General features: G+C 41.4%; 12 protein-coding genes. 4 read left to right on the plus strand and 8 right to left on the minus strand.

Annotated features, from left to right (window positions below; genetic code table 11):
• Positions 1-115 precede the first annotated feature (115 nt).
• Positions 116-2,221 (plus strand): TonB-dependent siderophore receptor, encoded by a 2,106-nt coding sequence (locus HNW13_RS13580; protein WP_192115991.1) that lies wholly within the window; start codon positions 116-118, stop codon positions 2,219-2,221.
• A gap of 535 nt (positions 2,222-2,756) precedes the next feature.
• A complete protein-coding gene (locus HNW13_RS13585) occupies positions 2,757-3,767 on the plus strand; it encodes a D-alanine--D-alanine ligase (RefSeq protein WP_101087920.1) in 1,011 nt (336 codons plus the stop codon).
• Positions 3,768-3,847: 80 nt separating this feature from the next.
• Here the strand turns inward: HNW13_RS13585 and HNW13_RS13590 are convergent, their stop codons facing one another.
• The 7 genes from HNW13_RS13590 to HNW13_RS13620 all read right to left on the minus strand — a co-directional run bounded on the left by HNW13_RS13590 (position 3,848) and on the right by HNW13_RS13620 (position 10,434).
• Positions 3,848-4,435: a cytochrome c3 family protein gene (locus HNW13_RS13590; RefSeq protein ID WP_197708467.1), complete on the minus strand. Its 588-nt coding sequence runs from the start codon at positions 4,433-4,435 to the stop codon at positions 3,848-3,850.
• A 20-nt stretch (positions 4,436-4,455) separates the two neighbouring features.
• Positions 4,456-4,926 (minus strand): nitrate reductase cytochrome c-type subunit, encoded by a 471-nt coding sequence (locus tag HNW13_RS13595; protein ID WP_101087915.1) that lies wholly within the window; start codon positions 4,924-4,926, stop codon positions 4,456-4,458.
• Positions 4,927-4,937: 11 nt separating this feature from the next.
• A complete protein-coding gene (gene napA, locus HNW13_RS13600; protein WP_101088208.1) occupies positions 4,938-7,427 on the minus strand; it encodes a nitrate reductase catalytic subunit NapA in 2,490 nt (829 codons plus the stop codon).
• Positions 7,428-7,429: 2 nt separating this feature from the next.
• A complete protein-coding gene (locus tag HNW13_RS13605) occupies positions 7,430-7,687 on the minus strand; it encodes a chaperone NapD (protein WP_011638005.1) in 258 nt (85 codons plus the stop codon).
• 33 nt (positions 7,688-7,720) lie between these two features.
• Positions 7,721-7,879, minus strand: coding sequence for a periplasmic nitrate reductase, NapE protein (locus HNW13_RS13610; RefSeq protein ID WP_011638006.1), 159 nt, complete (start codon positions 7,877-7,879; stop codon positions 7,721-7,723).
• Between the two features lie 391 nt (positions 7,880-8,270).
• Positions 8,271-9,179 carry a class I SAM-dependent methyltransferase gene (locus HNW13_RS13615; RefSeq protein WP_101087912.1) on the minus strand — a complete coding sequence of 303 codons (909 nt, stop codon included), beginning with the start codon at positions 9,177-9,179 and terminating at the stop codon, positions 8,271-8,273.
• Positions 9,180-9,219: 40 nt separating this feature from the next.
• Positions 9,220-10,434 carry an AI-2E family transporter gene (locus HNW13_RS13620; protein WP_101087909.1) on the minus strand — a complete coding sequence of 405 codons (1,215 nt, stop codon included), beginning with the start codon at positions 10,432-10,434 and terminating at the stop codon, positions 9,220-9,222.
• 158 nt (positions 10,435-10,592) lie between these two features.
• Here HNW13_RS13620 and folX point away from each other — a divergent pair, with 158 nt between their 5' ends.
• Together folX and HNW13_RS13630 are read left to right on the plus strand one after the other, a co-directional pair.
• A complete protein-coding gene (folX, locus tag HNW13_RS13625; protein ID WP_101087907.1) occupies positions 10,593-10,958 on the plus strand; it encodes a dihydroneopterin triphosphate 2'-epimerase in 366 nt (121 codons plus the stop codon).
• Between the two features lie 84 nt (positions 10,959-11,042).
• Positions 11,043-11,942: a TIGR01777 family oxidoreductase gene (locus tag HNW13_RS13630; protein ID WP_101087904.1), complete on the plus strand. Its 900-nt coding sequence runs from the start codon at positions 11,043-11,045 to the stop codon at positions 11,940-11,942.
• A gap of 58 nt (positions 11,943-12,000) precedes the next feature.
• Here the strand turns inward: HNW13_RS13630 and HNW13_RS13635 are convergent, their stop codons facing one another.
• Entirely contained in the window at positions 12,001-12,900 is a 900-nt protein-coding gene (locus HNW13_RS13635) for a LysR family transcriptional regulator (protein ID WP_101087901.1), read from the minus strand.
• Positions 12,901-13,013 lie beyond the last annotated feature (113 nt).

Below are 13,013 nucleotides of genomic sequence, written 5' to 3' on the forward strand. Positions count from 1 at the left end.
GCCTCGGTCGTGGTTGCTAATGATAATCATTAGCAATAAGATTAGCGTCTGATAAGCGCTATGGTTCGCCGTTAATAATATTCATCATTAGAAAAAGACACAGATAAGGCACAACATGAAACCTAAACATACCTTTGCACTTTCATCATTAGTTTTGGCAATGGGCTTTCTAGTACAGCCCATTGCCCTTGCAGCAGAACAACAACAAAATGCTGACAACAATGATCAAAACATAGAAAAAATTCAAATCTTGGGTGTTCGTTATAAACGCGTTAGCCAAGGCGCGACTGGGTTAACTATGGAGATTGATGAGACACCGCAGTCAATCAGTGTGGTTACCAACGAGCAGATAACTAATTTTGGGGCCAATAATCTTAACGACGTACTTCGTCTTGCGACGGGTATTAATGTTGAAGAATGGGAAACAAACCGCACACAATATACTTCTCGCGGCTTTGAAATTAAAAGTACCCAAATTGATGGCGTCGGTTTGCCCAATGACTGGGGGATCGTCACTGGTGCAATGGAAGCTTATGGTTATGAAAAAATTGAAGTTATTCGTGGAGCTAACGGGCTACTAACCGGAATAGGTAATTCTGCTGGTACCATTAATTATGTGCGTAAACGCCCGACTAACGAAAATGAAGGTGAAGTAGGCATCTCATATGGCTCAGATGACTTTAAGCGCGTACAAGCTGATTACTCTGCCCTGTTAACAGAAAGCGGTAGTTGGGCTGGTAGAGTTGTTGCGGTAGTAGAAGACAAAGGATCATACTTAGATGGCCTAGAAAACGATCGTGGTTATATTTACGCTGTCGTTGATGGCCAATTAACAGATAACTCAACGCTAACATTAGGGTTTTCATACCAGGATGCCAACACAGACGGTAATACCTGGGGCGGATTAGTATTTAACTATACTGACGGCACCCAAGCTGAATGGGATACCAGCGCTAGCACCACACAAGAGTGGACTATGTGGGACACCATCAATACAACCGCATTTGTTGAGTATACTTACATAATGCCTAACGACTGGGACCTTAAAGTTGCCTATAATCATCAAGGATTAGAAGATGAAAGTAAGTTATTTTATGCTTCTGGAACCATTGATAAGGACACAGGCTTAGGATTAAATGGTTGGCCTGGTCGCTACGACACTGAGTTTTCAGCCGATATTTTGGACATCACCACTATTGGTCATTATGGATTATTTGGTCAAGATCACGAACTGACCTTAGGGTTAAGCGGTTCTCAAAGTAAAAAATACATGTACCAACACCCATTTGATTTTGCAGCGACTCCAGAATATGGTCCCACGCCTGCTTTCCCTTACGATCTCGATGCGATCCCTGAGCCTGAATGGGGCGATAAAGTGGAGTACTCTGACATTGATGTAAGCTTACTTCGCGCCTATGGTTCGACTAAGTTCAATATTAATGACAGCCTATTCGTAGTTGCAGGCTTTAATGCGATTAAATATACCCGCGAAGGTATTAATAGCGGCGTTGATATCGACAACGACGAAAGCGAGTTTAGCCCTTATGCTGGTGTGGTTTACAGCATCACAGAGGATATCAACACTTACTTCAGTTATTCAGACATTTACCAACCGCAAGAGCAGTATGATTACGATGGGTATTTTTTAGACCCCACTAAAGGCGTCAATTACGAACTTGGGCTTAAAACCCTATGGCTTGATAATGATTTAATGGCTACCTTTGCACTATTTAGTGCTGAGCAAAATAACCTCGCTAGCTACGCCGGCCTTAATGCCAACGGAAATTACTATTATAAAGGTGCCAATGTCGAATCGAAAGGCTTTGAAGTCGAAGTCACTGGACACATAACAGACAATCTCAATGCCGTATTAGCTTATACGCTGCTAGATGTAGAAGATGAAGATGGCGCTGAGGCAAATGAATGGGCAGCCCGAAACGTTGTTAACTTTTCGATGGATTATACCTTGCCACAATTGCCAGAAGTAAGCGTTGGATTGGGCGGCAGATGGCAATCTGAAACCAAAAATGTTGATTCTAATGTAGAACAAGATGCCTATTTAGTCGTTAACGCTTTCGCAAGTTGGAATATTTCTGAAGACCTAAATCTGAGAGCTAACATTAATAACCTCACCGATGAAAAATACATTAACAGCTTGGCCACTATCGGTTATTACGGCGCGCCTGTGAATGGTTCGGTGAACTTAACTTATCGCTTCTAGGTAAGATTAAAATATTACACCACAGAGACTAAGATTGAAGCAATAAGCTTAAGTATTCTACTGTCATACGTTTGTTAGTACATCAATATAATCAATGTAGTTGACCACGATAGCAGACATTATATTGATTGATTAAAAACCTCTTTTTTATGAAAATAAAAAGAGGTTTTTCTTTTTTACGGCTGATGCAGAAAAGATAACGCTGAGATTGTCGACAACAAAACGACAGTGTATGACGCCACCCAGCATATTATTGCCACTTAGAACGGATGTGACTAACCAAGACGGATGCCACTAACGCTTATGACATTGCCAATTAATACAATCGCTTCGTGAGGTAATGGAGATGTGATAGCTGTTTATTATCTCGTTGAGGTTATTTAATCGCATTAACGTCGGAAATAGACATAAATAGCTGAAATATTATTAACTCTTACTTGCACTGTATGGCTGTGGGTCTTTATCATAAGCATTACTTTTTTAGGGCTAATCTAATTCAAATCTAGCCCATTTTTTGGGTCTTTCAGGAGCAACCATGCCAAAGATTAATCTGCTGTTATTGTGCGGCGGTGGCGGTGCAGAACACGATATTTCGTTAATGTCTGCACGTTTTTTTGAGTCATCACTGGCAAAGTCAGATAAATTTTCGGTACTTAAGTTAGTACTCGATAAACACGGTCATTATCACACTGAAGACGGTAAATTATGCGACCTGACTAATCGCCGTGAAATTCGTTTTGAAGATAACAATACGCCAGCATGGTCAGTTGATTATGTGATCCCGTGTATTCATGGATTTCCGGGTGAAACCGGTGATATTCAATCGTACTTTAACTTAATCCAACTGCCCTACTTTGGTTGTGAATCTGAAGCCTCAAGCAATTGCTTTAATAAAATCACCGCTAAAATGTGGTTTTCAGCTTTAGGCGTACCAAACACGCCTTACATCTTTTTGCACCAACTAGATGATGATGCAATCAAGCAAACTGAAACGGCATTTGATCATTGGGGATCTGTTTTTGTAAAAGCGGCATCACAAGGATCGTCTGTGGGATGCTATAAAGTCGATGTTAAAGCCAATATCGCTAACGTACTTAAAGATGCGTTTAGTTATGCTCCATATGTGGTTGTTGAGCAAACCATCCATGCGCGTGAATTAGAAGTCGCCGTATACCAATACCAAGGGGAAGTGGTAGCTACCTTACCGGGCGAAATTATTTGCGACAGCAATACCTTTTATTCATTTGATGAAAAGTACGCTAAAAATAGTAAGGCCCGTACCGACGTTGTTGCTGATAACCTCAGCCCTGAGATCAGTCAGCTGATCCGGGATTACGCAATAAAAGCCTTTAAAGGGATGAAATTACGTCACTTGTCGCGCATTGATTTCTTTTTAACTGATGATAATCAAATCCTCTTGAATGAAATCAATACCTTCCCAGGGTTAACGCCTATTTCAATGTTTCCGAAAATGTTGCAAAACCATGGCCATGATTTCACTGAATATTTAATTGATGTGATTGGACAACAGGTTGATTTAACGTAAACAACTTTAGTTCGAAATGCATAAAACAAAAGGCCAGCAAATTTGCTGGCCTTTTCTATACACTTACAATATTAACCGGTTTAGAACCCTTCTACACCCGCCATATCAGGTAATTGGTGTGCAATACCTTTATGACAATCGATACAGGTTTTTTCGCCGCTAGCCAGTGATGTTGAATGCATTTGTGATGCACGCTTAGACTGACGAGTGAAATCCATATAGTCGAAGTTATGACAGTTACGGCACTCTAACGAATCGTTAGCTTTGAGGCGTTCCCATTCATGTTCCGCCAGCTCGCGACGTTTACCTTCAAACTTTTCTCGCGTGCTAATAGTACCGAATATTTTGCCCCACACTTCCTTAGAAGCTTGCATTTTACGAGCAATTTTATCGGTCCAGTTATGTGGCACATGACAATCAGGACAGGTTGCACGCACACCACTTCGGTTAGTGAAGTGAATAGTCGTTTGCAGTTCCTGATAAACATTGTTTTCCATTTCATGGCAACCAATACAGAATTGCTCGCGGTTAGTCAGTTCCAAGGCGGTGTTAAATCCGCCCCAGAAAATCACCCCAGCGATAAATCCACCAATGGTTAAGAAGCCAAGACTGTAATGGACACTCGGACGACACAGCACTTTCCACACTATTTTTAGTTGCTCAAACAATTTTGCAATCATAGTGACTCCTAGTGCTTAACTGGGGCTTTCGCCTTCATTAAGTGATCAATATCGACAAAGTCATTTTCAACTAATAACTTGGCATCTAACTGCGGTGCATGGCACTGAGTACAAAAATAACGACGTGGTGATAAATCAGCCAAAAAATTATTATCACGGTCCATATAGTGAGTCACGCTCACCATTGGAGCCTGTGAATGACCAGTACTAGTACGGGCATGACATTGAATACACTTGTTCACTTTAAGATCGATTTGATAACCATCAATCTTGTGCGGGATCACCGGTGGCTGCATTGGGTAATTACGTACCTGCTTAACATCGGTATTGATCACAGCTTGCATCGCAGGCGGTGTCGGTTCTACATTAATTGGCGCTAAACGTAATGTGTCGATTTTGTCTTCAGGTATGCTGGTAGCCATTACACTTACAGAGAAACCTAATAACGCGATAATCGATAATAATTTACCTGTTTTCATGGTCTGTCTCCTTAAGCCTTAACAATCTTTACAGCACATTTTTTATAGTCAGTTTGTTTTGACAAAGGATCTGTCGCATCTAACGTCACTTTATTAATGAGCTGGCTGGCATCAAACCAAGGCACAAACACTAAGCCAACAGGCGGCTTATTACGTCCTCGTGTTTCAACACGGGTTTTAATTTCACCACGACGAGAAACAATTCTAATTTCATCACCACGACGTAAACCGCGCTTTTTAGCATCTTCAGGATGCATAAAACACACTGCATCAGGGAAGGCTTTATAAAGTTCAGGTACACGTTGTGTCATTGAACCAGAATGCCAATGTTCAAGCACACGACCCGTTGATAGCCAAATATCGAACTCTTCATCTGGTGACTCTGCAGCAGGCTCGTAAGGCAATGCGAAAATAACTGCACGGCCATCTGGCTTACCGTAAAACTCAAATTCTGTACCCGCTTTAACGTATGGGTCTGACCCTTCACGGAAACGCCATTTGGTTTCTTTGCCATTAACCACCGGCCAACGTAAACCGTGCTCTTTGTGGTATACATCAAAGTCAGCTAAATCATGACCATGACCACGTCCAAAGGTGGCATATTCTTCAAATAAACCTTTTTGAACGTAAAAACCAAAATGCTTAGCTTCATCATTTAAGTATTTTTGATCAGCATCTGCCAATGGAAATTTATCAACATTGCCATTGAGATAAAGCACTTCATATAAGGTTTTACCTTTAAACGAAGGGTTAGCAGCTAACACTTCTGCAGGCCAAACTTCGTCAGTAGTGAAACGCTTAGAGAATTCCATTAACTGCCATAAATCAGACTGTGACTCTCCTGGTGCTTTAACCATTTGATGCCAAAATTGAGTACGACGTTCAGCATTACCGTAGGCACCTTCTTTTTCGACCCACATTGCTGTTGGTAAAATTAAATCGGCTGCTTGGGTGGTAACAGTTGGATATGCATCAGACACTACGATGAAGTTTTCAGGATTACGGTAGCCCGGTAAACCTTCTTCGTTAATATTGGCGCCTGCTTGGATATTGTTGTTCACTTGTACCCAGTAACAATTTAAATCGCCATCTTTTAAGCGACGGTTTTGCTCTACTGCATGGTAACCAGGTTTTGGTGGAATAATACCACTCGGAATATGCCAAATCTCTTCGGCGCGCTTTCTGTGTTCAGGGTTAGTCACTACCATGTCCGCAGGTAAACGATGTGAGAATGTACCCACTTCACGTGCTGTACCACAAGCAGACGGTTGACCCGTTAATGAGAATGGGCTGTTACCTGGAGTAGAGATTTTACCGACTAACAAGTGAATGTTATAAATCAGATTATTACACCACACACCACGAGTATGTTGGTTAAAGCCCATGGTCCAGAATGAAGTCACTTTACGATCTGGATCTGCATAAAGCTCTGCCAACTCAATAAGCTTATGTTCTGGTACACCAGACAACTTACTGACAGATTCAACATCATAGTCAGCCACAAATTTAGCAAATTCGTCAAAATCAATCGGGGTAGAGTCACCTGCAGTGGCAACGTTTTTGGCTTTCATTTCTAATGGATGCGTTGGACGTAAACCATAGCCAATGTCTGTGGTTCCCTTGCGGAAATTAACATGCTTTTTGATGAAATCTTTATTCACTTTGCCATTTTGGATAATGTAATTGGCAATAAAGTTAAGCATTGCTAAATCGGTTTGTGGCGTGAATACAATGGGCAAATCAGCAAGGTCGAATGAACGATGTTCAAAGGTAGACAACACGGCGACTTTAACGTGTGGCGCGCTTAAACGGCGATCGGTTACACGAGTCCATAAAATAGGGTGCATTTCTGCCATGTTTGAGCCCCAAAGCACAAACGCGTCAGCCGCTTCCATATCGTCATAACAACCCATTGGCTCATCAATGCCGAAGGTACGCATAAAGCCACCTACCGCAGATGCCATACAATGACGAGCGTTTGGATCGATATTATTTGAACCAAAGCCAGCTTTCATTAACTTAACCGCTGCATAACCTTCCCATACGGTCCACTGACCAGAACCAAACATACCGACGGCTGTTGGACCTTTGGCTTTAATGGTCGCTTTCCAACGCTCGGCCATAGTGTCGAACGCTTTTTCCCATGTAATAGGAGTGAATTCGCCATGCTTGTCATATTTGCCATCAGTCATACGCAACATTGGCGTTTGCAGACGATCACGACCGTACATAATTTTAGAAAGGAAATAGCCTTTAATACAGTTTAAGCCACGGTTAACTTCGCTGTTGGCATCACCATGAGTCGCAACAACTTTACCGTCACGGGTGGCTACCATCACTGAACAACCTGTTCCGCAAAAACGACAAGGTGCTTTGTTCCATTCTAATTTGGTTTGTTCTGAGCTAGTGATCAGGTTGCTTGCACTTGTAGGTAGTGCTAATCCTGCAACACTTGCCGCTGCGATAGCGGCATTGGCCTTCATAAAATCGCGTCTATTCATTTTCATACTTCACCCTCTTCAAGCTCTTCACTTTGGTGATACACCATGGTGGCAGTCAACACACCCGGAATGGCATTAATAGTTGATATATCATCCATCAACGATCGTTGGCTCGGACCTTCAACGACAACAACTAACTTAACGTCATTATTAGCTGACAACTCAGCATTTTTGATGGCCATAATTTTTTGTCTTACTTCAGCCATTTGCTCAGGGTGTACTTGGACAATTAGGCTGGTTACGTGAAGTTCATTGCTCATACATCGTTCTCACATTGTTTATTATTTTTAGGATTAGCCCGCGCCTGGAGGCCCAGTTAAAATTTGGCTAAACCAGATAGTAAAACCTAGTGCGCTAACCAGTAATACAGATAAAATTGGGGCTAGAAAGACGGTCAAAAAAATAAAAATCTTTAGCTCTAAACCCTTTTTGCTTTCGGTTTCATTACTCATGGACCCTCCAAGAGTGGGGATAAAAACAATAAATCATCATCGCTTTATTGCTTCTTTATTACGACTCGGTGAATTTTATCGTTAATGCAGTAACAATCTATATACTCACAAATTGGTAAAACAAGGTTAATATGATCTAGATCATCAATTTTAATAAATCATTAGCTAGATCAGGGTTATCGGTCATAAATACCGATTAAAAGAAGGATTATTTAACGATTATTTGAACAGGTATTTCCTTGGTTAGCATTAAGTATAAGCCACTAAAAACAACTTGCGCGGCGAAGATGTCATTAAGGGGTTAATCGTGAGGTATGTCTTGGCATTTTTTACAGGCATAAAAAAACCGACAGTCACATGACTGTCGGTTTATTTGTAACGCGTTAATAAATTAGCTCATGCAGTAACGTAATACTTTTAATGATTTCTGTTCATCTATATCGGCAAAAACGGACGGATTAGCAATTCGCTCAACATAAGTTAATTGTGGCGCAGTATTAGCCACTTGTTGCATCAAAAAATCACAACCAAGCTCTGGGGCATTTAAGCACAGCAACACTTCACCTTGTGGTGCAAGTAAGTCAGGCAGACGTTTCAATAAGCGCTCATAATCTTTAGTGGCCACAAAACTGCCACGTTGATTACTCGGTGGATCGGCCACAATCAAATCATACGGTCCAAGCTTGGTTAATTTACCCCATGATTTAAAAATATCGTGGCCTAAATAACGCGCTCCTGCGGGTAAGTCATTTAATACATGGTTTTGCTTACCAATGCTTAACGCACCTTTACTCATGTCCATGTTGACCACTTCATCTGCGCCGCCTTGCAAAGCCACTACCGAAAAGCCGCAAGTATAAGCAAATAAATTAAGTACCTTTTTATGTTTTGCGTGTTGTTTCACCCATGCTCGGCCGTTGGCCATATCTAAAAATAAACCGTGGTTTTGTCCGCGTAATAAATGGACTAAAAAGCGCGCACCATTTTCGATCACAATATGCTGTTCTGGTACTTCACCATGCAATAACTCACTGAATGTTTGGCCACCTTGACGGTATTGGTAAACCAAATTAAGTGTTTCAGTTGGTCGTTGTTGCTGCCAAAGTACCTTTACTGCAATCACTAATTCATTGAGTTGCTCGGTTTCAAGCATCTTAAAACTGGTGAGCAATAATACTGGTTTATACCAATCTAAACACAGGTGTTCATCGCCAGCGAATAAGCCGCCGCGGCCATGAAATAAACGGCAAACATCATCACCGAACGTCAAATTTGGAACTATTTGTAAAAAACCTTTCATACACTCTCTTAACTCAATAAACTAAATACAATCAATAGGGTTATGCATTTGTGGTTGATGACTTAGCTTTAGTGTCACTGCCCACGCTATGATCATTATCTACGTCGCTACTGACTCCACTATTAACGTCATTATTAACCTGTTCGTCATCGTCGTCTCTGTGGCAATCTTCAGCTGCAATTTCGGCATCTGCTTTAACATTATTGGCAGATTCATTGGGTGAGTCATCATTATCATCCGACAATAAAATTGCCAGCCAATTGCCCGAGTCGCTCGATTCAAGACCAATTTTAACAATCATGGTTAAGGGTACCGACAGCAACATGCCGACAGAGCCAAGCAGCCAACCCCAAAAAATCAATGATAAAAAAACCACTAAGGTAGACAAGCCTAAACCTCGGCCCATAAAACGCGGTTCAACCATATTACCCATCACCATATTGGTACCCACATACAATAAACCGGTAATACCTGCAGCCCCTGGGCCCATTTGGATAAAAGCCAATAACACAGCCGGAATAGCGGCAATAATAGAACCAATATTAGGAATATAATTAAACAGAAAAGCGATGACTGCCCATAACAAAGCATAGTCAACGCCAATGATTGTCAAACCGATACCAACAACCACTGCTGTCGCTAAACTGACAAGGGTTTTAATCACCATATATTGATTAACCGACTGCAAGAATTTATCGATTTGCTGTAAACGCTTATCTGGAGCATCGAGGGCTAAATGAAACTTTCTAGGCATTGATTGCGCCTCAAATAACATAAATACGATAGTCAAAATAATCAGGAATAAATTAGCCATCACATTGCCAACACCAGACAACATATTGGTGGTCATGGATAACGCCATGCCGGGGTCAAAATAATCGAGTACTTTTTGTTGAGAAATCTGGATATTAAAATCTTGCAGTTTTTCAAGGATCCACGCAAATTGTTCAATCAATTGCTCCCGATACTTGGGCATTTCTTTGGAAAACTCAGTTACCGAACTACCCACTAAACTGGCCAGCCACAAGCCCATTAACACAATAAATCCCATCAATAAGATGATCGATAACCATTTAGGAATACGATAGCGCGTCATCAATACAATGGCTGGATTGCAAATTACCGCTAAAAATGCAGATAATACAAAAGGCACCACAATTGGGCTGGCCGTTTTGATTCCCGCTAGAATGATCACCACACAGGCCATCACCACAAAACTACGGACAGCCATAGGCGATTGTTGTAATCCTTTCATAGAACTAAAAATCCTTATTATTGCTTATTAAAATGATTCTGTATGCTAAGCTAAACTCAGTAACATATTGCAAACTAAGTTAAATATTTTTGTCGATTCACATATAAGTTGATGACAATATTGGCTTACAACAACTTTTAGGGATCCACTCACTCAATATGAAACCAGAAACCGCTATTATACGCATTAAAAACTTACGTTTACGCACCTATATCGGCATTAAAGAAGATGAAATCAATAACCAACAAGATGTCATCGTCAATGTGGTGATCCATTATTGTGCCGACAAAGCGCGAAACAGCAACAATGTCACTGATGCGTTGAATTATCGCACCATTACTAAAAATATCATTGCTTTGATTGAAAATAATCGTTTTTCATTACTCGAAAACCTAACCAATCAAACTCTCGCCATTGCCAGTGAACATGATTGGGTTGAATTTGCCAGTGTCGAAATTGATAAACCCCATGCACTTCGCTTTGCAGACTCTGTGTCGATGGAATTATGCTATCAAAAGCCGTAATAACAAGTATGTTGCGTGCAGAATTTGTGATCATTTCTTAAGGTTACCATCGTATATTGTTCTACTGAGTAGAAGGGAGTTTAGATGAGAATATTAATCACTGGTGCAACGGGGTTTGTTGGCAAACGCTTAGTTAAATCGCTTAGCGAACACCAACTGATCATATTGACGCGAAATATTAATAACGCAAAAAATAATCTTGGCAGTCACCATCAATACTGGCAAACCCTTACTGATAAACCACACCTTAACGACATAGATGCCGTAATTAACCTTGCAGGCGAACCGATAGTCAGTAAACGTTGGAGCAACAAACAAAAAAAACTAATATGCGACAGCCGTTGGGACATCACCACGGAATTAACTCAGCTTATTAGTAAAAGTACTACGCCGCCACATACGTTTATTAGCGCCTCAGCGGTGGGTTACTATGGTCGACAAGACCAGAGTCCAGTCGATGAGACAAGTGGATTTCATACTGAATTTAGCCATGATATATGCCAGAAATGGGAAGACCTCGCACTTCAAGCCCAGTCACAACAGACCCGAGTGTGTATTACTCGAATAGGTATTGTGCTCGGGAAGAATGGCGGCGCATTAGCAAAAATGCTACCTCCATTCAAACTTGGTTTAGGCGGCCCAATAGGCAGTGGCGAGCAAGGTATGAGTTGGATCCATGTTGATGATTTAATTGGACTGATTAACTATTTGCTGAACAACACCAACTTACAAGGTATTTACAATGCTACTGCACCTCAGCCTGTTAGCAATGCAACATTTGCTAAAGCATTAGGCAGTGCGTTAAATCGTCCGGCCAAAATAACCACGCCACCATTAGCGCTAAGACTGGCAATGGGTGAAATGTCAGAGTTGCTCACTACCGGCCAATTTGTACTACCCACAAGGACTTTAGCGGCTGGCTTTGAGTTTCAATACACTGATATCAACAGTGCATTACAACACATTATTAATTCTAAGAGCTAACTCAGCGAGCTAACTCAGAGCACTAAACCACCGAGAAAATTCACCGGGCTAACGGGCATCACTTCACCAACTGTTTAATTTTATTGATTATCGGTCCATAACGACGTGCAAGTGGCCGATGTTTTTTGTAAATGATAAACAAGGGCTCACTGACCACCACATTGTTGGCTTGCTCGGTGGCAAAAGATGCTATGCGGATATGCTGTTGTTGGGCAAAATTATCAACTGCAAATTGTGGTAGCACAGCAAATGCCAGCCCTTTAGCCACGGGAACAAGAATTTGGTTCAATTGGTTAACGTAACTGCGAATAGGCACCTGCAACGCTAACACCTGTTTTTCAATAAAATACTGGCCGACTATTTGCGACCAATAATGCATCGCATCTGGATGGCTCACCATTCCAAGTTCCATGAGTTGTTCAAATGTAACCGATTGATGTGGGTACGACTGCGGTAACACCAGACACAGAGACTGTGCAGCTAATGGGGTCACCACCAGCTCATCCATGTTAATCGGCTGCGTAATGATGCCCACATCAACGGTATTGGCCATAACACTATCAATAATGCGTTTATTAGGCGCCGCTTCCAGATGGATTTGTAATTGACTATATGGCAACTGATAGTCAATAAGGTGAGGATATAAAAGCAACGCCATCGATCCCGAACACGCTAAACGACAAACGCCTACATGCTCATCATCAACCGCTAATTGCGACAAAACTTGTTGCTGTTGCTGCTGCCAAACTAATGCTTGTTGATATAACACAATTCCAGCTTCAGTTAGCTCAAAGCTTTTTCCTATTCGAATCAGTAAATCAACGCCCACTTGCAGCTCAAGCTTTTTAATGTGTTGACTCACGCCAGGTTGCGTCATAAAAAGCTGCTCTGCCGTGTGAGTAAAATGCCCTACTTCGACAAGTTTAATAAATGTGGTTAACCATTGTTGATTTAACATGCTGCGCCTCTATTATGCACTGAACACTTCATTGCATCGACAATGAACATCTCTTATACGACATCGATTATGGGGATACTAACGTCACCGCCGATAATGGCACAATGATAACA

Source organism: Shewanella sp. BF02_Schw (assembly GCF_014596695.2).
GTDB lineage: Bacteria > Pseudomonadota > Gammaproteobacteria > Enterobacterales > Shewanellaceae > Shewanella.

Bases quoted from the DNA above. Each gene is read 5' to 3' on its own strand.
- HNW13_RS13580 (WP_192115991.1), top strand. From the start codon at position 116: ATGAAACCTAAACATACCTTTGCACTTTCATCATTAGTTTTGGCAATG.
- HNW13_RS13585 (WP_101087920.1), top strand. From the start codon at position 2,757: ATGCCAAAGATTAATCTGCTGTTATTGTGCGGCGGTGGCGGTGCAGAA.
- HNW13_RS13595 (WP_101087915.1), bottom strand. From the start codon at position 4,926: ATGAAAACAGGTAAATTATTATCGATTATCGCGTTATTAGGTTTCTCT.
- napA (WP_101088208.1), bottom strand. From the start codon at position 7,427: ATGAATAGACGCGATTTTATGAAGGCCAATGCCGCTATCGCAGCGGCA.
- HNW13_RS13605 (WP_011638005.1), bottom strand. From the start codon at position 7,687: ATGAGCAATGAACTTCACGTAACCAGCCTAATTGTCCAAGTACACCCT.
- HNW13_RS13610 (WP_011638006.1), bottom strand. From the start codon at position 7,879: ATGAGTAATGAAACCGAAAGCAAAAAGGGTTTAGAGCTAAAGATTTTT.
- HNW13_RS13615 (WP_101087912.1), bottom strand. From the start codon at position 9,179: ATGAAAGGTTTTTTACAAATAGTTCCAAATTTGACGTTCGGTGATGAT.
- HNW13_RS13620 (WP_101087909.1), bottom strand. From the start codon at position 10,434: ATGAAAGGATTACAACAATCGCCTATGGCTGTCCGTAGTTTTGTGGTG.
- folX (WP_101087907.1), top strand. From the start codon at position 10,593: ATGAAACCAGAAACCGCTATTATACGCATTAAAAACTTACGTTTACGC.
- HNW13_RS13630 (WP_101087904.1), top strand. From the start codon at position 11,043: ATGAGAATATTAATCACTGGTGCAACGGGGTTTGTTGGCAAACGCTTA.
- HNW13_RS13635 (WP_101087901.1), bottom strand. From the start codon at position 12,900: ATGTTAAATCAACAATGGTTAACCACATTTATTAAACTTGTCGAAGTA.